Below are 23,979 nucleotides of genomic sequence, written 5' to 3'. Positions count from 1 at the left end.
CTTTTTTGTGTCCGACCGACGGGCAATCAGCCGATCACGGCTTTGGGCACACCCTGTCCCTTGTCACGGATCAGGCTGCGCAGGAATGCCGGGAAGACTTCCATTGCGTCGCGTGCGGCCAACGACCCTGGATCGCGATTGCGCCACCAGTATTCCCAATAGGATGTCACATGGCTCAGCGCAGAAAGGTCGCTGCCCAAATGGTAGAAAAAGCTGGGTGCCTTGAGCAGGAAGTCGCGGATGGTTTCCGCGTCACCGCTCTTGCTGAAGCGTTCGAATTCTTCCTGGAAACCGTCGAGTACCGAGACCAGGGCTGCCCAGCGCTGACGGGTTTCCTTGAGGATCCGCTTGCGGATCTCGTCGATCTGGCGGCGCTCCTGCGGCGTGACGCCGCGTATGATCAGATCGTCCAACTCCATGACGAAGCGGCGCAGGCGGTCGGTCGTGTCATTCAGCTTCCAGCGATAGTAGAGCACGCCCTTCCAGCCGAACATGCCGTCGACGAACTCTTCCTTGGTCATCCCCAGTGTCTGGCGCAAGGCGTTCATCTTCGGTGTGTCTTCGCCCTCTATGATCTCGACGGCGAATTTGAGCGCCCGCTCGTCATCATCGGCCAGGTTTTCGTGGCCGAATGCCAGACCGACAACGCCGGCGATTTGCTTGGCAACATAGGCCTGCATGGCCTTGCGTTCTTTCGGTGCGATCTGGAAATAGCGGGGGTCGATGGGACGTTCGTGGCGCAAGAACCGGTCAGCCAGCAGGAAGGGATCGAAGGACGGCAGTTTGGACAGTTCACGCAGACGGACCAGGTCATCATCCAGATGTTCACCGCCTTCGACCGAAATATCGAGGAAGCGTCGCAATTTGGTGAGGCCGCGCCGTTCCTCGACAAACAGTGAATGGCCGCCCATGCCCAGATCATCGATGCTGATCGGGATGATGACCTTGGTGACCACGGCGGCGTCGATGGCCAGCATGGCCCGCTCGTGCGGGCGGACGGTGTGTTTGATCAGGAAGGCGTGGTTCAGCTTGGGGTGTTGGAAAACCGGTCGACGTTCGAATTCCAGATCGTCCGCATAGGCGCGGGTGATCGAATACAGGTCGAGAATACGGGTAGTCGCCCCGCCCTGGACTATCCGTTTCAAGTTTGCGTCCATGCCCGATCCCACCCTTGGACTGGCCAGCTTGGCGGACAACAATGTCTGATTGGTAATCTGGCGCCGTCGGGTGGCTCATATCTTATGCGGTCAGGCTGCACTCACCGCCTGGACGACCGGGTGAGGGATCGGTGAATGCATGCGGCGACGGCCATCCTCCGGTCGGGCGCCGCTGCCGGGCGCGATACGGGTGACGCTGGCCGTGAAGTCGGAAAACAGCATCATGGCCTCGCGGGCATGCAGGAAGCCCTTGGTGTTCTGCCTGGCCCAATAGCTCCAGTAGCCCGGGATGTGACTGACGACAGAGAGGTCGCTGCCGACATCGTAGAATAGCGTCGGCGCCTTGAGCAGGAAATTGCGGAAACCGTTGACGTCCTCGCCCCGGCAGAAGCGGCCGAAAACCCGTTCATACTCGTCCATCACCGATGTCAGGCTTTTCCAGCGATGTCGTGTCTCGTCAATGATGGTCCGGCGCATGTGCTGGAGTTCGTGATGCTCCTGCGCCGACGCACCGACGATGGAGGCCGCCTTGAGTTGGGTGATGAAAGACTTCAAGGCGCCCAGGGCTTCACTCATGCACCAGCGGTAATAGAGCACGCCCTTCCAGCCAAAGATGCCGGACTTGAATTCGATCTCGGTCATGTCGAGTGACCTGCGAAGGGCCTGCATGCGGCCATCCAGATCACCCGACAGGAGCTGGCGGGTGAAGCGCATGGCTCGCTCGTCATCCCGCCCGCCGCTTTCCTCACCAAAAGCGAGGGCAATCACCGACACGATCTGTTTGGCGACCGAGGATTCCATCCGGTCGACCTCGGCATCGGTGATGTTGAAATAGCAATCATCAATCGGGCGGACATGGTCGCGGAAACGCTCGGCGATCAGGAAGGGATCGAAGGAGGGCAGGGCCGCCAGCTCGCGAAGACGGATAAGGTCGAGATCGAGCAGGTGCGGCTCGTCGGTGCGTTCGAACAGGGTCCGCATCTTGGTGGCAAAGCCCAGTTCCTCGACAAAGACGGCGTGTCCGCCCAGGGCGAGGTCGTCATGGGCGAGCGGTACGAGAACCTTGGTCACGACGGGCTGGCTCGACATCACATAGGGGCGTTCATGGGCCCGCACCGTGTGCTTGACCACGAAACAGCGGTTCAGGCGGGAGTGCTGGAAGAATGGGTTATCGGCATGGGCATCAAATTCGCCATACCGTTTGGCAATCGAATGCAGGTCAAGAATGCGCGAAGTTGCACCGCCCTTGATGATGTTGCGCAGGTCGGATCGCACGGTTTCGCGGATTCGAGTCATCGGCGCCTCCTTCGATGAGGCCACGCTAGGGCACCTGATTTAAGGAGAGGTCTGTCGCCGCACCCGCATTCGACCTTCAATTGAGTCGAATGCTGGATGACGCGGTTAATCCGCTGCCGGCTTCAGGCTGGCGAACAACCCTCCGGCGATCACGCCGCCCAGCGCCAGGGTCAGCAGGCCAGATAGTTCGCGGCTGGCGGCGACCGGTGTAATAGTCGAGTCGAGCAATGCGCGATAAATCACGGTGATCGCACCCATCATGACGATCACGACCAGCCCGCCGGCGAGTGCAAACCCGATCAGTCGCCAGCTTGGTCCCAGCCAGTGGGCAACCCAGCCGGCCACGGGAAAGGCGATAGCGAAGCCGATCAGGTTCAGGGCCAACAGGGTCGGCGCGAAGCCCTGCAGGTCACGCAGGCTGGCATCTACACGTACGGCAACCGGTATCTCTGCGCCAATCCGGGCAAGCGCTTGCAGGTCGACATGGGTATTGGCCAGGCTGACGAGTATCGTCCCGACGAGGACTGCGAGAAGGTAGATCGCTACTGTTCGCACTGTCGTCATCCCGAATGCCTCGCTGGTACTCTACAGGCTGGACGCGAGCCTATAGGGTGGCGCTGACAACGACAATTCGGGAGTGGAAGATGCGGCTGATTTCGTTACTGGCATTGGCGGGTTTGCTCGTTTCGGCCCCCGTATCGGCGCAGACGCTGGAGACCCGGGTCACAGGTCTCGAATACCCGTGGAGCCTGGCCTTCCTGCCTGATGGCCGGATGCTGGTGACCGAAAAACCGGGACGTCTCAGGATTATTGATGAGTCGGGTCTCGTCCAGACACCGGTCAGCGGCGTGCCGGAGGTGTTCTATTCCGGCCAGGGCGGATTGCTGGATGTGGTGTTGTCGCTCGACTTCGAGACGGATGGCCTCGTCTACCTCAGCTGGAGCGGCGGCAGCGCGGGCGACAACACGCTCTACCTCGGTCGCGGACGGCTCGAAGGCGACGCGCTTGTTGAGTTCGACGTCCTGTTCGAGGCCATGCCGCACCGGCGGACCGACGTCCATTACGGCGGCCGGATGGCCATGATTCCCGCCGAGGCCGGACAGGCGGCGACAGTGGTCATGGGGGTTGGCGACGGGTTTGATTATCGCGAGGAGGCGCAGAATCCGGGGACGCATTTCGGAACCTATGTTCGCCTTGGTCTCGATGGGCAACCTGCTCAACGGGTATTCGAAAACTCAGCACCTGGCGTGATTTCGATCGGTCACCGCAACCCACAGGCCGTTGTGTATGACGCCACCAATCACGTCGTCTGGAGCCATGAACACGGCCCGCGTGGCGGCGACGAGATCAATGAACTCTCCTCCACGGCCAACTATGGCTGGCCGATCACCAGTCATGGCGTCGATTATACCGGCGCTCTGGTGACGCCCTTTGATACCTATGCCGGCATTGACGAACCAATTCACGTCTGGACGCCGTCGATCGCGCCAGCCGGTATGGCTCTTTATCGCGGCGAGATGTTTCCTGAGTGGGATGGCGACCTGCTGGTCGCGGCCCTTATTCCGGGCGACGCTGATGTCCCCTCCGGCCATGTCCGTCGGGTCGAACTGGACGCGGGTCAGGTCGTCGGCGAGGAGGTCCTGTTTGGCGAGATCGGTGCGCGCATCCGTGATGTCCGGGTCGGGCCGGATGGGGCTGTCTGGTTACTGACCGACGAGGCCGAAGGGCGGCTGATCCGGGTCAGTCGCGATTGATCACTCGGCGGGTAGAGGGTCTCCGGCCCGCTTGGTGCCAGCACCCTCGAGATCAAAACCCAGCCAGCGAGCAATGCGATAAGGAGCCCCCAGCAGGACCGGTGTCAAAAGCAGGGTCAGCAGGGTCGAGAAGCCCAGGCCCCAGACCACCGCCGCCGACAATTGCACCCACCATTCGCTGGCCGGTCCGCCGATCGACAGGGTGCCGTGGGCGAAGTCGGCATTGAGCTGGAAGACCATCGGCAGCAGGCCGAAAATCGTGGTGATCGTGGTCAGCATGACTGGCCGCAAGCGCTGGGCTGCGGTGCGGACAATGGCTTCGTCGACCGGCATGCCCAGCCCGCGCAGGCGCTGGAAAGTGTCGATCAGGACGATATTGTTGTTCACCACAATGCCGGCCAGCGTCACCACTCCGGTTCCCAGGAACAGGATCGAGATATAGGGGAAGGTCAGCATCACGCCCAGCAGGACGCCGACCACGGACAGGACCACCGCCTGCAGGGTCAGGACGACGTGCCAGAAATTGTTGAACTGCCAGAGCAGGATCACCGCCATCATGAACAGCGAGGCAAGCATCGCGCTGCCGAAGAAGGCACCGGCCTCGGCGTTTTCCTCGTCAGCGCCCAGATAATTGATTTCGACGCTGCGCGGGAAGGTGCCGTCTGCAATGCCGGCATCGATCCAGTCGCGCAATTCGGTCAGCAGCAGATTGCCGGCATATCCCTCATCGGCATTGGCGCGGACGATCAGGACGCGCTTGCCGTCACGGCGACTGATCGAGTCGATCCGCTGGCGGGCCTCGCGGGTCACGAAGTTGGAGATCGGGACCGCACCGGTCGAGGTGTTGACCCGTAGATCGTCGAGCCGGGAAATATCGCGGTCGGCGGCCGGGAAGCGGACCCGGATATCGACCTCTTCCTCGGCGTCATCGGGGCGATAGCGACCGACCAGCGTGCCGGTGGTCACCAGCTGCACGGCTGCACCCAGCTGGGTGACATCGGCGCCATAGCGACCGGCCTCCTCGCGATCGACATCCAGCCGCCACTCAACGCCCGGGAGGGGCAGGGTGTCGTCAATATCCGTCGCGCCTTCCATCTGGTCGATGAAACCACGCACCAGTCGTGTCGCGGCCTCCAGCGCGGTGGCGTCATTCGAGCGCAATTCGACCTGGATGTCCTTGCCGACAGGCGGGCCCTGCTGGAAGGGGCGGACCTCGATGATGACACCGGGAATGCCGACCATGGCCTCGCGGATTTCACGCTCGATGAGGCGGCCATTGGGTCGTTGTCCGAAGGGTTCGAACTCGACGAAGATGCGCGCTACCGTGTCTGCCGGTGCGGCGCCAACACCGTCGAAAGGCGACCGTCCGGGCGGTGTGCCGGCGACGGTGTAATAGCCCTTGATGCCTTCAATGTCCTGCAGCCGGGTTTCGGCCTCCAGCGCCAATTCATACTGCTCGGTCGGGGACAGGTTCCCGCGTGCCCGGACGAAGACGTAGAGCTGTTCCGGTTCCGCATCGAGGAAGAATTCGGTGCGCATGTTCGAGGCGGTGGCGCCGAAGCTGAACACCACACCGACCACAATGATGAGCGCGCCCAACGACACCATGGCCGGTCGCTTCACGAGGCGGGCGATGGTGCGGGCATAGATGCCGGTCAGGCCCGGCAGGTCGGCCGGGTCACTGTCTTCCTGGGCATTGAGACGGGCGACCGCGCTGTTGGCGTCAACGGTTCCGCCCTTTCGGCCGAAAACCGAACCTAGCGTCGGCAGGAAGATCAGCGCCATCACCAGCGCCGAGCTCAGCACGAAGATCAGGGTCAGGGGCAGGAAGGCCATGTACTGGCCGGGGATGGAGTTCCAGAACAGGAAAGGCACGAAGGCTGCCAGCGTGGTGCCGGTCGAGGACACGATCGGCCAGAACATGCGCTTGCCGGCGCTGGCATAGGCCTGTTTGCGGGTCTCGCCCTCGGCCAGTTTGCGGTCGGCATATTCGACCACCACGATGGCGCCATCGACCAGCAGGCCGACGGCCAGGACCATGGCGAACATGACCATGAAGTTGACAGTCAGCCCGTACAGGTCGAGCAGCAGGAAGGAGAACAGGAAGCTGGACGGAATGGCGATGCCGACCAGCAGGGCCGAGCGCAGGCCCAGCGCCGCAACCACGATGATGAGGACCAGGATGATGGCCAGCATGATCGACGAGGTCAGGCTCTGCAGGCTGTCACGGACATAGGTCGACAGGTCGAGCGAAAAGTCATGGCGGATGGTCTCGGGCCAGTTGGTCGCGGCCTCATTGGTCAGGGCCCGCACCGCCGCGGCGGTTTCCATGATGTTTTCGCCGGAACGACGGACCACCTGGAGCGTGTAGGCCGGGGCGCCATTGTAACGCGCGAAACTGTCGGCATCCTTGAAGGTCCGGCGTACGCTGGCGACATCCTGCAAGGTGACGACGGTGTCGCCCGAGCGTGTCAGAGGCAGGTTCAGCGCGTCATCGGCCTCCTCAAAAAGGCCGGGCACCTTGACCTGAAAGCGCGCTTCGCCGCTGTCGAGCGATCCGGCGGCGATCAGGCGGTTATTGGACTGCACGGTGTTGAACAGCTGTGCGTAGGTGACGCCATAGGTCTCCAGCCGCGCCGGGTCGATGACGATTTCCAGCACTTCCTCACGCAGACCCTGAATGTCGACCTGCAGGATCTGCGGCAGGGCTTCCAGCTCGTCTTCCAGGGCGCGGGCAGTGCGGAACAGGGCGCGTTCGGGTGCTTCACCATAGATCTGGACGGCGATTGTCGGTGCCAGTGCCGAGTTGAATTCCTGGATCACCGGTTCGCGGACGTCCTCGGGATATTCGCGCCGGGCCATGTCAACGGCTTCGCGGACATCGAGAACCGACTGGTCGGCGTCAAAGGGGACGTCGAACTCGGCGACCAGCGTGCCGGCACCGAGGGAGGCGGTACCATTGAGCTCTTCCAGCCCCTCGATCGCCCGCATCTCGGTCTCGGTCGGACGGACAATGAGGCGTTCAGCGTCTTCCGGAGAGATACCGTCCAGCGGCACAACAACAATGACGAATGGGAAGGGGATGTCCGGGTCGGCCTCGCGCGGCAGGGTCGCGAAGGCGATCAGGCCGGCGATCAGGGCGCAGACAAAAATGGCCAGGATCATCCGGGCCCGGCCGATGGCAAAGTCGACGATGCTGGTCAACGGCTCGCTCCCTCCGGGCGGACCTCGACCCGGGTGCCGTCAGAGACAAAGTCCTGTCCCAGCACGATCACTTCCGCCGTTTCCGGCAGGCCACTGATCCAGACCTGCTCGCCATCATCGCTCAGGAGCTGGATCGGCAGGAAGCGGACCGTGTCGCCATTCTCGATGATGCGCACGCCCAGCTCGCCATTGGAATCGAGGGCAAGGATGGAAGCCGGGACCCGATGAGCGGGCTCTGGCTGCAGGTTGAGCCGGATCTCTGCGGTCAGACCGGAGCGGATCAGGCCATCGGGATTGGGGACTTCCAGCTCCACCCGGAAGGTGCGGGTCGCCGGATTGGCGCGCCGCTCGACAAAGCGGATGCTGCCATCAACACGCGCACCGCCCAGCAGGCGGGCTTCGCCCGGCATGCCCGGTTGCAAGGCGCTGACATCGCGTTCGGCGACCTCGGCAACAATCAGGATCGGGTCCAGCTGCAGCACCGTGCCGCAGGGGTCCCCCGTGCGCAGAAAGTCGCCGATTTCGGCATCGCGACCGTCAAAATAGCCATCGAAGGGCACACGCAGATCGATATTGGCCAGCTCTTCCCGCGCGGCGCGCAATTGCGCCCGGGCCCCATCGCGGGCGGCCTCGAGGGCGGCGACGCTGTTGGCGGACCTGTGGCCGCGGGCCTGGAGCTCGGCGGCGGCTTCAAATTCAAGCTGGCGTGAGCGCAAATCCGCCTCGGCCTGATCGACCGCAGCTGCACGGGCATCGACTTCAAGGCGGCAGATTACCTCGCCGGCAACAACCGGTGACCCTTCCAGGACTGGTGCTTCGACCACGCGGCCGCCGGTTTCGGCCCTGACGGTGACGGCCCGGATTGCTTCGGTGCGTCCGCGCAGTCGCAATTCGGCGGGGCGAGGCGAGGCTGTGACGGTACGGGTGACGACTTCAAACAGAGGATGTTCAGAAGTTTGCCTGCCGGGCTGTATGCCGGCGTCACTGCGAAACACCGTGCCGACGGTGAAGAGCAGCACGACCGCGACAAAGATGCCGGCCGCTGACAGGTATGACGTATTCAACTTCATGGCCAAACTGCTCTCGTCGGTCAGTAATCGACGTTGCGCCAGCCCGGCGAACGCCGTTCATTCCCTCAGAGATACCCCCCATACCGTTTCGTGGCGAGAACAATCCACGACCCATTTTGTCGCGCCTGTCCCGGTCTCATTTATTGTCAGGCGACCTGTCCGGCACACCAGCCGGACGACCAAGCCCATTGAAAGTTGTATCCGCCAAGCCAACCCGTCACGTCAACAACTTCTCCAATGAAATACAGCCCCGGCACCGCCCGCGCCTGCATGGTGCGACTGTCCAGCCCGTCCGTATTGACGCCGCCAAGTGTGACCTCAGCGGTACGATAGCCTTCCGACCCCGTCGGCGTGATCGGCCAGGCGGCCAGATGGTCGGCGAAGGCGCGCAATTTCTTGTCGGACTGGTCGGCCAGATTGCCGCTCAGCCCGAACTCCTCGACCAGCATAGCGGCCAGGCGCTTGGGCAGGTGCTCGCCAAGGGCGGTCTGCACCGCCTGGCGACCATTGGCCTGCCTTGCAGTGCGAAGGATATCGAAGATATCGAGATCGGGCCGGATATGGACATGGAGCGTGTCGCCCTCGCGCCAGTAGGACGAGATCTGCAGGATGGCGGGCCCGGACAGGCCGCGATGGGTGAACAGCATGGCCTCGGCAAAACGCGTCTTGCCGTGACAGGCGACGCCGTCCACGGCCACGCCGGCGAGCGGCTTGAAGCGGGTCAGCATGTCCGGATCGAAGGTCAGCGGCACCAAGCCGGGCCGGGTCTCGACAATGTCGAGGCCGAACTGGCGGGCCACGTCATAACCAAAGCCGGTTGCGCCCATTTTCGGGATCGACTTGCCGCCCGAAGCGATGACCAGCGACTGGCAGCCCAGCGTCGAACCGTCAGACAGGGTGAGGCGAAAGCCGTCTCCTTCGCGGGCGACCTCGGTGACCGAGGTCGACAGGCGCAGTTCGCCGCCGCTGGCTTTCAGATCCGCCAGCAATGCAGCGATGATATCCTTGGCGGAGTGGTCGCAGAACAACTGGCCCAGTGTCTTTTCGTGCCAGGGGATATTGTGACCATTGATCCAGTCGACGAAGTCCCACTGGGTGTAGCGCCTCAATGCCGACTTGGCGAAATGGCGGTTACCGGACAGGAAGTTCTCGGCCGTCGTGTGCATGTTGGTGAAGTTGCAGCGCCCCCCGCCGGAGATGCGAATTTTCTCGGCCGGCGCCTTGCTGTGCTCGATCAGCGTCACCGACCGTCCGCGCCTGCCCGCCTCGATGGCGCACATCAGCCCGGCGGCACCGGCCCCGATGATGACGACATCGCGCGGGTCCATGGATCAGCCGGTGACCCGGTCGAGCCAGTCGGCGAAGGCCTCGATCTGGGCGTCACGGCCGATCTCGTTCATCGTCTCGTGGCGGAAATCCCTGAGCACTTCCAGGCGGACATCGGTCAGGCCGGCCTTCTTCAACCGTTTGGCCAACACCTCCATCGACTTGCCGCCGTCGGTTGCCGGGTCTTTCGAGCCGGCGATCAGATGCATCGGCAAAGACTTGGGCAGGGCGGCGAGATGGGCGTCGTCCTCGGCATAGGCGACCCCGCCGAGAAAGTCCCGCCACAGCGAGACCGTGGACGGCCAGCCGCACTCAGGATCGTTCACATAGGCGTCCACTTCTGCCGTGTCACGTGACAGCCAGTCGGCATCGGTGCGGCCTTCCGGGAAGCGCTTGTTCCAGGCCTTGAAGGTGAGATTGTCCAGCGTGTGACTGGTCGCCATTGCGCCGCCGCCGAACAGGGCCTCGAAGAACAGCACCAGCCGCATCACGCCTTTCAGGCCGCCCAGCGCCATATTGCCGTTCCAGACCGCCGCAGCGGTGACGCTGTCGGGCGCTCGCAGGATATGGTTGAAGGCGACCACCGAGCCCATGGAATGGCCGAAGATCACCAGCGGCAGGCCGGGCCAGCGTGTGCGGGCTTCGGCGTGGACGGCCGCCACATCCTGCATCAGCTTGTTCCAGCCATCCTCGTCGGCAAAGCGCCGTGGGCCGCCGTCAACCGCCGTGGTCTGGCCATGGCCACGATGGTCATGGGCGATCACGTGATAGCCGCGGCGGGCAAGCTGAGCGGCCATGCGGGCATAGCGTCCGGCACGTTCGGCCAGGCCATGATTGATGTGGACGATGCCGCGCGGCGTGCCTTCGGCCTCATGCGTATGGATTGCGAGATCGGCGCCGCTGGGGCTGGCCAGCCGTTCGAGCCTGAAGTCTGAATCGCTCATGCGTCCTCCCGTTTGCCGGTGAGCCTAACGTGTTTTCTCCGGCGCCGTCAGGGCTATAGTCACACGCTCGCTCCGGCAGAGGGCGAGATGTGGGGAGGGATGGTGATGTTTTCCAAACGCAAGGCGCTGTTGGCGATCGACCAGGGCACGACAAGTTCGCGCGCTGTTGTCTTCACACCGGACTACAAGGTCGTGGCCACCGCGCAGCGCGAATTCCAGCAAATCTATCCCAGGCCGGGTTGGGTCGAGCATGACCCGGACGTCATCTGGGCGACCGTCCGCGCCACCGCCCGTGAAGCGCTCGCCGCTGCGGAGAAGGCCGGGTATCGGGCCGAGGCAATCGGCATCACCAATCAGCGCGAGACGACGCTGGTCTGGGATCGCGCGACGGGTGATGCGATCCACAACGCCATCGTCTGGCAGGACCGGCGCACGGCGGACATCTGTGCCGGATTGCGCGATGCCGGACATGCCGGGCTTGTGTCCGACCGCACCGGACTTGTGCTGGACCCCTATTTCTCGGCCACCAAGATCGCCTGGGTCCTCGACCATGTGGACGGCGCGAGAGCCCGGGCCGAGGCCGGGGAGCTGGCCTTCGGCACTGTCGACAGCTGGTTGATCTGGAAGCTGACCGGCGGGGCGCTGCATGTCACCGATGCGACCAATGCCAGCCGGACCGCGCTCTATGACATTGCCGCCAACCGCTGGGATGACGAGCTGCTCGGCCTGTTTGGCGTGCCGGCAGCCGTTCTGCCCGACGTGCGGGACAGTGCCGGGGACTTCGGTCGGGCGGACGCGGCGATACTGGGCCGCGAACTGCCGATCACCGGGGTCGCTGGCGACCAGCAATCGGCTGCCATTGGCCAGGTCTGTTTCAATCCGGGCGAGATGAAGTCGACCTATGGCACCGGCGCCTTTTTGCTGATCAATACCGGCGATACTCCCGTGCGGTCGAAGAACAAGCTCCTGGCCACGATTGCCTATCGTATCGATGGCGAAACGACCTATGCGCTGGAGGGCTCGGTGCTGTCAGCCGGTGCGACCGTGCAATGGCTGCGTGACGGGTTGGGCCTGATCGCCAAGGCGTCCGAGATCGAGGCCCTGGCCCAGAGCGCCGACCCCGACAGCGGCGTCTATCTGGTCCCGGCCTTCACCGGTCTTGGCGCACCCTATTGGGACGCCGAGGCACGGGGCGCATTGACCGGCCTCACCCGCGGTTCCGGTCGCGCCGAGATTGCCCGGGCAGCGCTGGACAGTTCGGTGCACCAGACCTGCGACCTGCTCGAAGCCATGGCCGCCGACGGCGTCGAGGCGCGCAGTCTTCGGGTGGATGGCGGCATGGCCCGCAATGACACCTTCCTGCAACGCCTGGCCGACCTGACCGGGATCGAGACCGTCCGACCGGCCAGCGTCGAGGCGACGGCCTGGGGCGCGGCCTTTCTGGCCGGTCTGGGTTGCGGCCTGTTTGCCTCGCTGGAGGATGGCCGCAAGCTGTGGGCGGCGGACCAGAGCTTCACACCGGCCGGCGATCCGGAGCGGCGCGCGGCTGACCGCAAGGGCTGGCACGACGCCGTGGCGCGGGTGCGGTCAGACGCCGTGTAACAGGTCAGGCTACTGACAGCGCCCGGTCGAGATCGGCGATCTGGTCGGCGGCGCTTTCCAGACCGATTGACAGGCGGATCAGGCTGTCGGCGACACCGGCTTCTGCGCGGGCTTCGGGGGACATGGAGGCATGGGTCATCAGCGCCGGGATGCAGCACAGGCTTTCGACCCCGCCCAGAGATTGCGCCAGGGTGAAGATTTCCAGCGCCGACACGACGGCGCGCGGGTCGGGGGCGTCCTTGGCGAGTTCCAGGCTGATCAGCTGGCCGAACCCGTCCTGCTGACGTGCCGCCAGGGCATGGCCGGGATGGCTTGTCAGACCGGGATAGTCAACGCGGGCGACCCGCGGATCGGCGTCCAGCCATCGGGCCACTTCCTGCGCGCTTTCGCATTGCGCCCTGGCCCGCAAGGGCAGGGTGCGCAGGCCGCGCAAGGCGAGATAGCTGTCGAAGGCGGCGGCGCCGACACCGACGCAATTGGCCCACCAGCCCAGCTCTGCCACCCGTTCGGGATCGGCGCAGCAGACCACGCCGCCGACCATGTCGGAATGCCCGTTGAGCAGCTTGGTGACGGACTGCACCGAATAGTCAGCCCCCCAATCCAGTGGCCGCTGCAGGACCGGTGACATCACCGTATTGTCGACAGCCAGCTCTGTCCCGGCATTCCGGGCCAGACGGGCCAGCCCCTTGATATCGGAGATGCGCAGGCGCGGATTGGAGGGCGTCTCTGCGATGATCAGGGCGGCGTCTTCATTGAGCGCGTCGGCGACCTTCTCGAGGTCAGTGGTGTCGACATAGACCGGGATCAGCCGGCCGCCACGACCGCGGGCGTCGAGGAGGCGCCGGGTGCCGCCATAGGCATCGTGGGAACAGATCACCCGGGCGCCGTGCGGTATGTCGTGCAGCAAGAGATCGATCGCCGACATGCCGGATCCGGTGACGATGGCCCCGGCGGCGTTTTCCAGCTCGGCGATGGCATCGGCCAGCAGGGAGCGGCCCGGATTGCCAGTGCGGGCATAGTCGAAGGCCGGCTGGATGGCCGGGTCCTCGCGCCGGTAGGCGGTCGACAGCGACAGGGGCGGAATGACCGCATTCCAGCTGCGGTCCGTGTTCAGCCCCGCCCGGATGGCCTTGGTACGTTGATCGCTCGACATGTCAGCTCCCGAAAATCTCGTCCAGAGTGGCGGCGATAAGGGTGTCTTCCTTGAGGAAGGCATCGTGACCGTAAAGCGAACTGATTTTGATCAGGCGCCCGTTCAGGGTTCGATCGGCTGCAGCGGCAATCTGGTCGGCGGGGACAAGGCGATCCTCGATCACGGCGACCCAGGCGACCGGGCAGGTGATGGTTTCGACATCCACGCGGTGTTCATCCATCGACCGGGACAGCGCCAGAAAGCGGTTCGGATCAGTCCGTTCGGCATAGCGCTGGCCGTTCTTTGCCAGATAGCCGGTGACGCCATTGGCATCGCGGCTGTCCGGCTCCGGGTCGGCAAAGCGTGCCTCGAACTCGTCCGGAGTGCGATAGGTGGTCAGGGCCAGGCGGCGGGCGAGGTCCAGTCCGGCCTTGCCGTCGCCAAGGCGCAATGCCAGCTCGACCGTGTCCCTCTGGATGGAGCGCCAGGCGCGGGCCATTTCACTGGCCCGGTCGGCGGCGGAAATGACCACGAGTTCGCGCACGCGTTCCGGTGCCAGCGACGCCAGGGCCAGTCCGATCATGCCGCCATAGGAGGAGCCGACAATGGCGAAGTCACGGATGTCGGCGGCGTCGGCCAGAGCCAGAATGGCGCGAGCCTGGTCCTGGGTGGAGGGGAAGGGGTGGATGTCTGCGCCGATGAAGTCGAAGGACAGGATGCGGTGGCGATTTGTGTCCAGCGCCTTGCCCGGCCCGGCCTGCTGCCGCCACCAGCCATCGCCATTGGCTGTGTCGGTGACGTGGCGGCCGAAGGAGATGCCGCCAAGTACCAGAATGACCGGCGCGCCCTCCGGCCCGGCGATGCGACCGGTTACTGAGACCGGTGAGCCGGTCGCGGTCAGGGCGATGGTGGAAATGTCCCGACATCGAAGGGCGGGTGGATGCTCCAGGGTTACGCTCATCCGGCACCGCCATTGGCGAGCAGGGCCCGGACGTCGGAGAGGACAGACCCGGCGGTCGGTGTCTGGCCGGCACCCTTGCCGTTGAGCACGATGCGGGTGCCGCTGGCGCAGTCGATCTCGACCGCATTCTCCTCGTTCTCGACCCGGGCAAGGGCGTGATCTTCCGGGAGGGCCTGCAGCCGGACCGTCGCGACGACGCCCTCCGCCTGCACCGACAATTCGGCGAGCTGGCGGTAGCGCAGGCCGTTTTCGCGGGCGCCGAGGATCTGGCCGACCGACAGGTCGAACAGGCTGTCGGCGGGAATCGCGTAGGGGTCGGGGGCAATGTCAAAAGCGGCGCGGGCGATCAGCGCCAGCTTGGCCGCAGCATCGAGACCGTCGAGATCAGCGCTGGGGTCTTCTTCGGCAAATCCGGCGGCTTGGGCGGCGGCGATGGCGTCGTCGAACCCAATTCCTTTTTCCAGCAGGCCGAGGACGAAGTTGGAGGTGCCGTTGAGCACGCCGCGTACCCGGGTGATCGTCTCGCCGGAGGCTTTGAGACGTGCCACCGTTTCCAGCACCGGAACGCCGCCCCCCACGGCTGCCGAATAGGCGAAACCGAGGCCGGCCCGGCGGGCCTTTGCTTCCAGGTCCGGGCGACGGGCGATGACCGCCTTGTTGGCCGAGATCACATGCACGCCGCGTTCAACTGCCAGGGCGAGGGCCTTTTCGGCTGCCGCGCAGTCGGGCAGGGCGTCGATGACCAGGTCCGGTCCGGTGTCGAAAGCGGCGGTGAGATCGGTCAGCCAAGCGTAGGCCCCCTCGCTTTCATTGCGGGGCCGGCGCGTGACGATGGCGGCGATCTCGACCTGGCCCGGCATGTCTTCCAGGCCGGCGAGGACGCCGGAATTGACCGTTCCACAGCCCAGAAGGACCACGCGAAGGCGCGGCTTCAGGGCTGTCGTCGGGGCCAGGTCGAGAGGGTAATCAAGCGCCGCAACCAGGGACATCATTCCACATTCCGTCTGGGCGGAAAGCGCGACACGCCGATTGCTGGATACTGCCGAGGCGAATGGGAAATGTGGCGATTGCCGCTGCCTCGTCCGATCCGCTTTAGCCGCACTTGTTCCGCGCCCGCAAGCTAGACATCAAATCGGCGCGACTTCACGTATAAAGATATGTTTATATGTGTCAAGCGATAGAGTCCGGCTTCGACAAACACTCCGCTCCCAAGTGACTGAGGTCGTGCCTACCGTCCCGAAAACCGAGGGAGGTCCCCCCGGGAAGAAGGAAGGGGTGCAGGGCGGGGCCAAGTTGGCTGAACTGACAGGATGAAACCCAAAAATCACCGTAAATGGCCGGTTAATCCTTCCCTAGGCTCTTCCGAATAGTGTGTGCGCCGTCCCTGGGGGGATGCGAGACGTGGGCAAGACGTGATCAACGACGAAACCATTCAGGCCGGTCGCAAGTCCAGGGTGTTGGCGATGACCAGCATCGCCTTCGGGACCGTGCTGCTGTGCTATCTGGCTGCGGTGTCGCTGGCGTTGCCCGGCTGGTCGCCGGCCAAGATTGCCGGGCTGGTCGCTGTATCGCTGTTTTATGGCTATGGCTTCATCGCCTGGCGCACCACGCAATACCGCTGGATTGCCCACGCGCTCATTCTGACCGCCCAGATCATGGCCTTTGCGGCGTCGCTGACCAATGGCGGACTGACCGGCTATGTCGCGCCAATGCAGATTATCGCGCCGCTGGCGGCCGGATTCTTCCTGACCTCGCGGTCCGCGATCATCTATGGCGCCGTGTCGGTCGGGTTTTTCGGGTTGCTGTTGGTGTTCGACATCAATGGATGGGTATCGCCGACGCCTTATTCGGCCGAGGCCGAGCGGGTTGCAGCGCTGTTCCTGCTATCGACGACCACTGTGTTGGGCCTGGTCTGTGTGATCGGGTTTGTCCGGGCACTGGAACGGATGCTGGTCGCGGCGCGGCAGGCCGACGCAGCCAAGTCTGCCTTTCTCGCCAATATGAGCCATGAGATCCGCACGCCGATGAATGGCGTTTTGGGCTTGCTGGACCTGGCCCGCAACGGACCCGATGGCCGCCTCGACGCCGAGGGCGTGGTCACGGCCCACGCCTCGGCCACGGCGCTGGTGACTGTGCTCAACGATATTCTTGACGTCTCCAAGCTCGACCAGGGCGCCATCGTCATCCGGGAGGAGCCATGCGATCTGCGGGGCCTGTGTGAAGAGGTGATCAGCTTGTTTGGCGTGCAGGTCAGCGGCCGCGATATCGCCCTGGTACTGGACTATGATGACAGTCTGCAAAATTGTTACGCGCTCGATGCCGTCCGCTTGCGCCAGGTGATGTGGAACCTCGTGGGCAATGCCGTCAAATTCACTGAGCGCGGGGAGGTCCGGCTGGCAGTCCGCCCGGAGCCGGGCGGCGGGGGCGGATTGCAGTTCGAGGTCAGCGATACCGGAATCGGTCTTTCGGCGGAGGCCCGGGAGCGGATATTTGACCGGTTTGCCCAAGCCGACGACACCACGACCCGCGATTTCGGCGGCACCGGGCTGGGTCTGACCATTTGCCGAGAGCTGACCCGGTTGATGGGTGGTGAGCTGGCAGTCGAGAGCGAAGCCGGCGCCGGTTCGCGCTTTCACTTCCGTCTGGAGGCCGTCCCGGCCGGGCCGGTCGGTCGGCTTGAGGGCCGGAATGCGGACGTGCCTGGCGCGGTTTCAGGCGTGGCTTCCAATGCTGGTCGCACCTTGCGGGTGCTGGTTGTCGACGATCAGGCGATCAACCGGACTGTGGCCACGGCCCTGCTCCAGCATCTCGGGCATGAATGTGTGCTGGCGGAGGGCGGCGAGGCGGCCCTGGCCTGCGCGGCCGAGCAACGCTTCGACGCTATTCTGATGGATATCCAGATGCCGGGAATGGACGGAATGGCTGTGACCCGCCGGATCCGCCATGACATTCCGCTCAACGCGGCCACGCCGATTTACGCGCTGACGGCCAGCGCGCTGGCCGAGGATCGGGCGCGATACCGGGCTGCCGGCATGGATGGCTGCCTCGGCAAACCGCTCCAAATCAACACCCTTGCCGCCCAACTCGCCGACCCCTGTCCGGACGCCGGAACCGTCGCGCAGGCCTGAGTCCGCATATCGTCAGGTATTTCCATACCCGACCCTCGACAGTCTTGCGCCAACCCGCTACGCATCCCGTAACAAAACGAAAACCCAAGCGGGAGGTCCGTACCATGTTTGACAATCTGTTTTCCCTCAAGGGCCGTGTGGCGCTCATCACCGGCGGGTCGCGCGGCATTGGCGAGATGATCGCCGAAGGCTATGTGCGGGCCGGGGCCAAGGTCTACATCACGGCCCGCAAGGCGCCGGAATGCCTGGCCACGGCCGAACGGCTGTCGGAATTCGGCACGTGTATCGCCCTGCCAGGTGATGCGTCCGGCGCCGACGGCGCGAAGGCGCTGGCCGCCAAATTCCTCGAGCATGAGAGCAAGCTCGACATCCTGGTCAACAATGCCGGTGCCGCCTGGGGCGCTCCGCTGGACGAGTTTCCCGAGAGCGGCTGGGACAAGGTCATGGACCTCAATGTCAAGACGCCCTTCTTCCTGATCCAGGCCCTGCACGGCGCCCTCAAGGCAGCGGCCTCGCCGCAACAGCCGGCCAAGGTGATCAATATCGCCTCGATCGACGGCCTGTCGGTGAACATGATGGAGACCTATTCCTATGCCGCGTCCAAGTCCGGCATCATCCATCTGACCAAGCGCCTCGGCCTGGAAATGGCGAAGGAGAACATCAATGTCACCGCGATTGCGCCGGGGGCCTTCGCGTCCAGCATGAACAAGGTCGCCCGCGACCATGCCGACATGGTGTCGCAGGGCGTTCCGTCGGGCCGGGTCGGTGAGCCGTCCGACATGGCCGGGGCCGCAATCTTCCTCGCCTCGCGGGCAGGCGATTATGTCGTCGGCTCGACCGTGGTGGTCGATGGCGGTGTGGCCCAGGCGCGCGGGGCGTTCTAGGCGCGCGGCGCTGACCTAAAATTCAAGAGGGCGGGCTCGGTGACGGGGCCGCCCTTTTTTGTGGCTGATCGCGCCTTGGCACAGTCGCGCCAAGGCAGATGGATGCCAGGCAAAAAGAACGGGCGCCGGAGTTTCCTCCGGCGCCCGCCTTTGTTTCAGCGCTGTGTCGCTGCCTGTCGGAGCCTATTGCTCCAAGCGGCGCACTTCCACTTCACCCATGTCCAGTTCGCGGATACCGGCTTCGATCTCGGCGGCATCGCCGATGATCAACCAGACCAGCTGTTCGGGATGGACGACTTCCTGTGCCGCAGCGCGGACCGTCTCCAGGTCGAGCGCATGATAGCGCTCGGTGATCGTGGCCGGATAATTCCAGTCACGTCCCAGATTGGCGCTGTTTGCCAGCGAGTTGCGAACCGCAGCCGAGGTCTCGAACTGACCCGGCAGGGAGCGGGTCGAGTTGTTGACCGACCGCAGCAGCTCCTCGGCCGTGGCCGGGTTGGTCGAGGTGAACTCGTCAAACTCGCGCAGGAGTTCGGCGAGCGAGTCCGAGGTGCGGTCAGTCTGGACCGGTGCATAGACCAGCCAGGGCCGCTGACCACGGGCGCCCCAGAGCAGGGTCTGGGCACCGTAGGACCAACCCTTGTCCTCACGCAGGTTCATGTTGACCCGGGCGGTGAAGGAACCGCCGATGGCGTCATTCATGGCCGAGTAGACTTCCGGATTGTCGACCGAACCGGACGGGCCGATCAGGCCGGCCAGGATCAGCGATTGCGGCGAGTTCGGACGATCGATGATGATCACCCGGGCCCCGTCCGCATTGCTGGCCTCGGTCAGGTTCTTGGTCGGCAGCGGAGCGCTGGGTGCGCGCCAGCCACGGAAGGCCCGCTCGAGGATCGGCGTCACCTCGTCCAGTGTCGTATCGCCGACAATGAACAGGGTGGCGTTGTCCGGACGCAACCAGGCTTGCTGATGGGCCAGTAGGTCGGCACGCGTGAAGCCGGTGACCGCTTCCGGTGTGCCCGATCCGGTGAAAGGCACCGAATAGGCGTGGCCCTCGCCGAACATTTCCGGCGGCAGCATGCGCAGGGCAATGGCAATCGGATTGGCCATCTCCTGCTGGATGCCGTTCAGCGTCTGGGCGCGGACGCGGTCGATGTCCTCATCCCGGAAGCTGGGATCAGTGATGACCGTGGCCATCAACTCGACCGACGGACGCAGGTTCGCGGTCAGGGCCGACAGGGTCACCGAGGAGGTGTCCAGGCCAGCACCCGTATTGAGATTGGCACCCAGGCTTTCGGCCCGTGCGGCAATGTCGGTGGCATCCATCCGGCCGGCGCCTTCGTCCAGCAGGTTCATGGTGAAGCTGGCAAGACCGAGTTGGCCGCCTTCCACACTGTCGGCTGCATAGCCGGCATCAAAGACCATCTGCATCTCGACCACCGGGACAGCGTCGCGGCGCACGAAGACAATGTCGACACCGTTGGAAAGCTCGGCGGTTTCAACCGTCGGCCAGACCAGTTCCGGGGTCGAATCCACGACCGGCAGGGCCGAGCGGTCAGCATCGGTTTCAACGCTGGCATACTGGCCGAAGGGCAGCACGGTGATTTCGTGCGAACCGGTGGTCAGCCATTCATTGGCCGTTGCCGTGACCTGGTCAGCGTCGGCATTGTTGAGACGCTCCAGCTGGGTGCGCCAGAAGCCGGGATCACCGGCATAGAGCGCGCCCTCGGCGAGGGTGACGGCCTTGCCGCCAAAGCCGCCGATCTGTTCCAGACCGCGCACGACACCGGCATTGATGCGGGTGCGGGCGGCGGCCAGCTCGTCATCGGTCGGACCTTCGGCGAGCAGTTCGGCGACGATCTCGTCGATCCGGGCCGAGGCCGCTTCGACGTCCTCGCCCGGATTGAGCGTGACTTCGATATGGAACTGGCTGGCCAGCTGGTGAGCTTCGACATAGGCGAATGCGCTCGTGGCAACCTGACGCCCGAACACGAAGTCCTGGTACAGGCGCGATGTGCGACCGCCGCCAAGGACGGTGGCGAAGAGTTGCAGGTCATTGCGCTCGGCCGTGATCCGTCCCGGCACGACCCAGGTGCGGTAGATGCGCGATTGCGGCACGTCATCATAGAGCACTTCGGTAGTGTCGTAGCGGCGTTCCGGGATCCACTCATTGATGCGGTTCAGCGGCGGGCCGACCGGGGCGTCACCGAAATAGCGCTCGACCAGCGGACGGGCTTCTTCGGCATTGATGTCACCGGCCAGAACGAGGACGGCATTGGTGGCGCCGTAATATTCAAGGAACCACTCACGCACATCGTCCAGCGAGGCGGCGTCCAGATCGTCCATCGAACCGATGGTCGAGTGGGCGTAGGGATGGCCTTCCGGGAAGAGGGCACGCAGCTGCGAATACTCGACCATGCCGTAAGGCTGGTTGTCGCCCTGGCGTTTTTCGTTCTGGACGACGCCGCGTTGTTCATCGAGGCGGTCCTGGTCAATTGCGCCGAGCATGTGGGTCATCCGGTCGGATTCCATCCACAGGGCCATTTCCAGCGCCGGTGTCGGCACGGTCTGGAAGTAGTTGGTGCGGTCAAACCAGGTGGTGCCGTTCATGCCGGTCGCACCGACCTGCTCGAACGGACCGAAATACTCGTCATTATAGTTTTCCGACCCGTTGAACATCAGGTGTTCGAACAGGTGGGCAAAGCCGGTCCGGCCTTCCGGCTCGGCGCCGGATCCGACGCCATACCAGATCGAGACGGCCACGATTGGCGCCTTGCGGTCCTCGTGGACCACGACGGTCAGGCCGTTTTCGAGCTCGAATTGTTCAAACGGAATGTCGACATCCGGGACCTGGGCGCTGGTCAGACCTGTAAAGGACAGGGCTGCCGCGAAGGTCGCCGCGAGTAAGCGGTGCATGAGTCTCTCCCACCTCAGCGTTGATTGATGGAACAGACATAGTTCGTTGCTGACACAGGTGAACTAAATTTCCGGTAATCTTCGGTCTGTGACAGGCGGGTCGCGGCCGGATCAGGCCTTTTTCACGAACTCGGTTTTCAAACCCATTTGGCCGACACCCTCGATCCGGCAATCGATGTCGTGGTCGCCGACGACTAGGCGGATATTCTTGACCTTGGTCCCAACTTTCACGACCTGGCTGGTGCCCTTGATCTTGAGGTCCTTGATCACCGTTACCGTGTCGCCATCGGCCAGCTCGGCGCCATTGGCGTCGCGCCAGACCTTGCCGGTCTCGTTATTGCCGGTCTCGTTATCGTCGGCCGCAGCGACGGCCTCCGGCGACCATTCATGCGCGCATTCCGGACAGACCAGCAGGGCGCCGTCTTCATAGGTCCACTGGCAGTCGCATTGCGGACAGGCGGGCAACTCACTCATGGTCAGATCCTCTGCAGCGCCGGTCGGGGCGGACCCGCCCATAAACGCGTCCGCCCGGTTTTCGTCCAGCCGCCAGCTGCAGGTCTATTGCGCGAACTGCGACGCCATCTGATCGAACCAGCCTTCATACATCGGCGCGACATGGGCGCCGTAATAGAGGAGTTCGGGTGTGTCATGGCGCAGGGCGAGGCGGGCCTGGGTGAAGGCGGTGGCCGGAGGAAGGTCATGGCTGGGCGCGCCGTGGGCGGCCTCGAGCGATGCGCGCAGGACATCGGCTTCGCCGGCATCGGTCAGCACCCAGACAAAGGCGAGGGCATCGTCGGCAAACACGAATTCGGCGTCGCGCGGGGCACCGGCATGATCGAGGCCGGTGCAATCTGCCTGGACGTGACTGGTCTGCGCGATCGGCATCTCTTCAAGGGGAAGCTCGCGGATGGTGAGCGCGGAGCAGGCGGCGTCGAGCAGCGGGCGGATCACGTCCAGGCTGGACCCGAAGCGGGCCGCATCCGGCGCGCGCTCCGGTCCGGCGGGGGCTGGCGGCTGGGCGCTGGCGCAAGCGGTCAGGACGGTGGTCGCGACAGCCAGCACGGTCATCGCTGATCGGATCGGGGCGTTATTCTTCATGGGGGGAGGTCCTTCAACCATTTGATGATGGCCAAGGTCTGCCCGACGGGTCCGATCGGGTCGTCCCGGATCAGGATACGGGACGTGCCGGGTCGCGATGCAGGACGTCAGTCGCGGCTGAGGCGCGCCGATGCAGCCCGTGCAAAGGCCCGGCTCGGTGTCTCGCCACGAACTGTCCGGTACAGGCGGTTGAAGGCGGACTTGGAATTGAACCCGGCTTCGAAAGCAAGCGTGAGCAGGGTGGCATCGCTGCGCTCCGGGTCGGACATCAGGGCATCGACGGCGTCGATCCGCAGCCCGTTCACATAGGCGGAGAAACTGCGTCCGCTGCCGGCGTTGACCGCGCGCGAAACGTCGCGTGTGCTGCCACCCGCCTCGCGGGCGACATCGGCCAGCGACAGGCGCGGTTCGCGCCATAATTCCTGACGGCGCACAATCGCGTCGATACGGCTGAAGTCGGCCAGGGCGTCGGCGTCATCCGGTCCGGACGCGGCGCCGGCCCGCCCGGCTTCCAGTCCGCGCGGTGACAGCGCCCCGCGGTCGCGGACATGTTCACGGCTGCGCCAGGTCAGTGCGCTCAGCAGGGCCGTCACCGCAACCAGGACCAGGGCCAGGCCGGCATCGTCAAGGCCGGGCAGGCGGGCGGCGAAGGCGGAGCGGCCAATGTCGAAGGCGGCGATCGCCACAAAGGCAAAAAAGGCTTGCCGGACCCAGCGCAGGCTGACCCGGTCGTCATCGGCGCGGACCTGCCCGGCCAAACGCCCGTGCTCCCGCAACGCCAGGAAGGTGGCGACCAGATAGCCGATCAGCAGGGGCAGGCCGGCCAGTTGGGGCCAGGGGTCGGCGGGTCGGATCAGGATCACCAGAAGCGCTGGTACCAGGTGAATGAGGTCCCGCCAGCCCGGCCGGGCCTCGCGATAGCACAGCCCCCGTACGAACAGCCAGAACGCCGGGCCGTAAAGCAGTCCGAACGCACTGGTGATATTGGCCTGGGGCGGTAGCTGGGCAAGCGTGGTCACCAGGTTGGCCAGCATGTGGGTGGCAAAGACTAGGCACAGGATGGCGAGGCTCGGTGAGATGCGGCGGACCAGCAAATAGCCGGCCAGTCCACCGGCATGATAGGCCGTCAGCAATTGCACCGCATCAATCAGGGTCAAGCTCAGCCTCCGGTGCTGAAGGCCTGCACCACGCCGACGACAACCGCAGCATTGAAGGCGATTCCGAGCGTGGTGATGGTCGCGGCCAGAGCGGCGACCAGTGCCAGCATGACCGCACGGACGGGCAGCATCATCACCGCGCGCACCCGTTCCGGCCCGGCCCAGCGCGGCCGGGTGAGTTTCTCGACCAGGTCGACAAAGCCGCCGCGCCACAGCGATACCGTGATGAATATCCAGATCACCGCCCAGACCAGCGGGGCGAATTTCAGGGCCAGGTCCATGCCAGGCAGGTCGAGCAGGGTTTGCAGTTCATCAAACATCACTACGGCTCAAACCTCACTACAACGCCG

General features: G+C 64.4%; 19 protein-coding genes. 4 read left to right on the top strand and 15 right to left on the bottom strand.

The genetic code is table 11. The features are described 5' to 3' along the window. Positions 1-26: 26 nt before the first annotated feature. The 3 genes from MMAR10_RS13570 to MMAR10_RS13560 all read right to left on the bottom strand — a co-directional run bounded on the left by MMAR10_RS13570 (position 27) and on the right by MMAR10_RS13560 (position 3,017). Positions 27-1,157: a hypothetical protein gene (locus MMAR10_RS13570; protein ID WP_011644559.1), complete on the bottom strand. Its 1,131-nt coding sequence runs from the start codon at positions 1,155-1,157 to the stop codon at positions 27-29. Positions 1,158-1,247: 90 nt separating this feature from the next. Further along, positions 1,248-2,453: a hypothetical protein gene (locus tag MMAR10_RS13565; protein ID WP_011644558.1), complete on the bottom strand. Its 1,206-nt coding sequence runs from the start codon at positions 2,451-2,453 to the stop codon at positions 1,248-1,250. 105 nt (positions 2,454-2,558) lie between these two features. Next, positions 2,559-3,017 (bottom strand): hypothetical protein, encoded by a 459-nt coding sequence (locus MMAR10_RS13560; RefSeq protein ID WP_011644557.1) that lies wholly within the window; start codon positions 3,015-3,017, stop codon positions 2,559-2,561. A gap of 80 nt (positions 3,018-3,097) precedes the next feature. Between MMAR10_RS13560 and MMAR10_RS13555 the strand changes: the two genes are divergently transcribed. Beyond that, entirely contained in the window at positions 3,098-4,207 is a 1,110-nt protein-coding gene (locus MMAR10_RS13555; RefSeq protein WP_011644556.1) for a PQQ-dependent sugar dehydrogenase, read from the top strand. Here MMAR10_RS13555 and MMAR10_RS13550 read toward each other — a convergent pair whose 3' ends face one another. From MMAR10_RS13550 to MMAR10_RS13535, 4 genes are all read right to left on the bottom strand, one after another. Then, positions 4,208-7,411 carry an efflux RND transporter permease subunit gene (locus MMAR10_RS13550; RefSeq protein ID WP_011644555.1) on the bottom strand — a complete coding sequence of 1,068 codons (3,204 nt, stop codon included), beginning with the start codon at positions 7,409-7,411 and terminating at the stop codon, positions 4,208-4,210. Beyond that, complete coding sequence (locus MMAR10_RS13545; protein WP_011644554.1) at positions 7,408-8,481, bottom strand: efflux RND transporter periplasmic adaptor subunit; 1,074 nt, start codon at positions 8,479-8,481, stop codon at positions 7,408-7,410. The genes MMAR10_RS13550 and MMAR10_RS13545 overlap by 4 nt, the downstream gene beginning before the upstream one ends. A gap of 146 nt (positions 8,482-8,627) precedes the next feature. After that, a complete protein-coding gene (locus MMAR10_RS13540) occupies positions 8,628-9,809 on the bottom strand; it encodes an NAD(P)/FAD-dependent oxidoreductase (RefSeq protein WP_011644553.1) in 1,182 nt (393 codons plus the stop codon). Positions 9,810-9,812: 3 nt separating this feature from the next. Then, positions 9,813-10,751, bottom strand: a complete 939-nt coding sequence (locus MMAR10_RS13535) for an alpha/beta fold hydrolase (protein ID WP_011644552.1) — start codon at positions 10,749-10,751, stop codon at positions 9,813-9,815. A 105-nt stretch (positions 10,752-10,856) separates the two neighbouring features. Here MMAR10_RS13535 and glpK point away from each other — a divergent pair, with 105 nt between their 5' ends. Continuing rightward, positions 10,857-12,353 (top strand): glycerol kinase GlpK, encoded by a 1,497-nt coding sequence (gene glpK, locus MMAR10_RS13530; RefSeq protein WP_190273930.1) that lies wholly within the window; start codon positions 10,857-10,859, stop codon positions 12,351-12,353. Positions 12,354-12,357: 4 nt separating this feature from the next. Here the strand turns inward: glpK and MMAR10_RS13525 are convergent, their stop codons facing one another. Genes MMAR10_RS13525 through MMAR10_RS13515 form a run of 3 tightly spaced genes read right to left on the bottom strand, consistent with a single transcriptional unit; the run spans position 12,358 to position 15,438 of the window. Then, positions 12,358-13,506 carry a trans-sulfuration enzyme family protein gene (locus MMAR10_RS13525; RefSeq protein ID WP_011644550.1) on the bottom strand — a complete coding sequence of 383 codons (1,149 nt, stop codon included), beginning with the start codon at positions 13,504-13,506 and terminating at the stop codon, positions 12,358-12,360. Position 13,507: 1 nt separating this feature from the next. Further along, entirely contained in the window at positions 13,508-14,446 is a 939-nt protein-coding gene (metX, locus tag MMAR10_RS13520) for a homoserine O-succinyltransferase MetX (protein ID WP_011644549.1), read from the bottom strand. After that, positions 14,443-15,438, bottom strand: coding sequence for a homoserine dehydrogenase (locus tag MMAR10_RS13515; protein ID WP_011644548.1), 996 nt, complete (start codon positions 15,436-15,438; stop codon positions 14,443-14,445). Before MMAR10_RS13515 ends, metX begins: the two co-directional genes overlap by 4 nt. 420 nt (positions 15,439-15,858) lie before the next feature. Here MMAR10_RS13515 and MMAR10_RS13510 point away from each other — a divergent pair, with 420 nt between their 5' ends. Beyond that, complete coding sequence (locus MMAR10_RS13510; protein WP_049755754.1) at positions 15,859-17,574, top strand: ATP-binding protein; 1,716 nt, start codon at positions 15,859-15,861, stop codon at positions 17,572-17,574. A 104-nt stretch (positions 17,575-17,678) separates the two neighbouring features. Further along, on the top strand, positions 17,679-18,458 hold the full coding sequence (locus MMAR10_RS13505) for an SDR family oxidoreductase (protein WP_011644546.1): 780 nt from the start codon (positions 17,679-17,681) through the stop codon (positions 18,456-18,458). A gap of 183 nt (positions 18,459-18,641) precedes the next feature. Here the strand turns inward: MMAR10_RS13505 and MMAR10_RS13500 are convergent, their stop codons facing one another. The 5 genes from MMAR10_RS13500 to MMAR10_RS13480 form a co-directional block, all read right to left on the bottom strand. After that, positions 18,642-21,374 (bottom strand): M16 family metallopeptidase, encoded by a 2,733-nt coding sequence (locus tag MMAR10_RS13500; RefSeq protein WP_011644545.1) that lies wholly within the window; start codon positions 21,372-21,374, stop codon positions 18,642-18,644. A 111-nt stretch (positions 21,375-21,485) separates the two neighbouring features. Beyond that, on the bottom strand, positions 21,486-21,848 hold the full coding sequence (locus MMAR10_RS13495) for a zinc ribbon domain-containing protein YjdM (protein WP_041637827.1): 363 nt from the start codon (positions 21,846-21,848) through the stop codon (positions 21,486-21,488). A gap of 84 nt (positions 21,849-21,932) precedes the next feature. Next, entirely contained in the window at positions 21,933-22,472 is a 540-nt protein-coding gene (locus tag MMAR10_RS16475; protein WP_011644543.1) for a hypothetical protein, read from the bottom strand. A gap of 107 nt (positions 22,473-22,579) precedes the next feature. After that, a complete protein-coding gene (locus MMAR10_RS13485) occupies positions 22,580-23,629 on the bottom strand; it encodes a helix-turn-helix transcriptional regulator (RefSeq protein WP_011644542.1) in 1,050 nt (349 codons plus the stop codon). A 2-nt stretch (positions 23,630-23,631) separates the two neighbouring features. Next, positions 23,632-23,949, bottom strand: coding sequence for a hypothetical protein (locus MMAR10_RS13480; RefSeq protein ID WP_041637019.1), 318 nt, complete (start codon positions 23,947-23,949; stop codon positions 23,632-23,634). Positions 23,950-23,979: the final 30 nt, after the last annotated feature.

This window comes from Maricaulis maris MCS10 (genome assembly GCF_000014745.1).
Taxonomy (GTDB): Bacteria; Pseudomonadota; Alphaproteobacteria; order Caulobacterales; family Maricaulaceae; genus Maricaulis; species Maricaulis maris_A.
The sequence above is the reverse complement of the archived record's forward strand: the minus strand, read 5'-3'. Positions and strand labels throughout refer to the sequence as shown.

Coding starts and splice junctions, on each gene's coding strand:
- MMAR10_RS13570 (WP_011644559.1), bottom strand. CDS start 1,157: ATGGACGCAAACTTGAAACGGATAGTCCAGGGCGGGGCGACTACCCGT.
- glpK (WP_190273930.1), top strand. CDS start 10,857: ATGTTTTCCAAACGCAAGGCGCTGTTGGCGATCGACCAGGGCACGACA.
- MMAR10_RS13560 (WP_011644557.1), bottom strand. CDS start 3,017: ATGACGACAGTGCGAACAGTAGCGATCTACCTTCTCGCAGTCCTCGTC.
- MMAR10_RS13565 (WP_011644558.1), bottom strand. CDS start 2,453: ATGACTCGAATCCGCGAAACCGTGCGATCCGACCTGCGCAACATCATC.
- MMAR10_RS13545 (WP_011644554.1), bottom strand. CDS start 8,481: ATGAAGTTGAATACGTCATACCTGTCAGCGGCCGGCATCTTTGTCGCG.
- MMAR10_RS13480 (WP_041637019.1), bottom strand. CDS start 23,949: ATGTTTGATGAACTGCAAACCCTGCTCGACCTGCCTGGCATGGACCTG.
- MMAR10_RS13535 (WP_011644552.1), bottom strand. CDS start 10,751: ATGAGCGATTCAGACTTCAGGCTCGAACGGCTGGCCAGCCCCAGCGGC.
- MMAR10_RS13525 (WP_011644550.1), bottom strand. CDS start 13,506: ATGTCGAGCGATCAACGTACCAAGGCCATCCGGGCGGGGCTGAACACG.
- MMAR10_RS13540 (WP_011644553.1), bottom strand. CDS start 9,809: ATGGACCCGCGCGATGTCGTCATCATCGGGGCCGGTGCCGCCGGGCTG.
- MMAR10_RS13505 (WP_011644546.1), top strand. CDS start 17,679: ATGTTTGACAATCTGTTTTCCCTCAAGGGCCGTGTGGCGCTCATCACC.
- MMAR10_RS13555 (WP_011644556.1), top strand. CDS start 3,098: ATGCGGCTGATTTCGTTACTGGCATTGGCGGGTTTGCTCGTTTCGGCC.
- MMAR10_RS16475 (WP_011644543.1), bottom strand. CDS start 22,472: ATGAAGAATAACGCCCCGATCCGATCAGCGATGACCGTGCTGGCTGTC.
- MMAR10_RS13515 (WP_011644548.1), bottom strand. CDS start 15,438: ATGATGTCCCTGGTTGCGGCGCTTGATTACCCTCTCGACCTGGCCCCG.
- MMAR10_RS13495 (WP_041637827.1), bottom strand. CDS start 21,848: ATGAGTGAGTTGCCCGCCTGTCCGCAATGCGACTGCCAGTGGACCTAT.
- metX (WP_011644549.1), bottom strand. CDS start 14,446: ATGAGCGTAACCCTGGAGCATCCACCCGCCCTTCGATGTCGGGACATT.
- MMAR10_RS13500 (WP_011644545.1), bottom strand. CDS start 21,374: ATGCACCGCTTACTCGCGGCGACCTTCGCGGCAGCCCTGTCCTTTACA.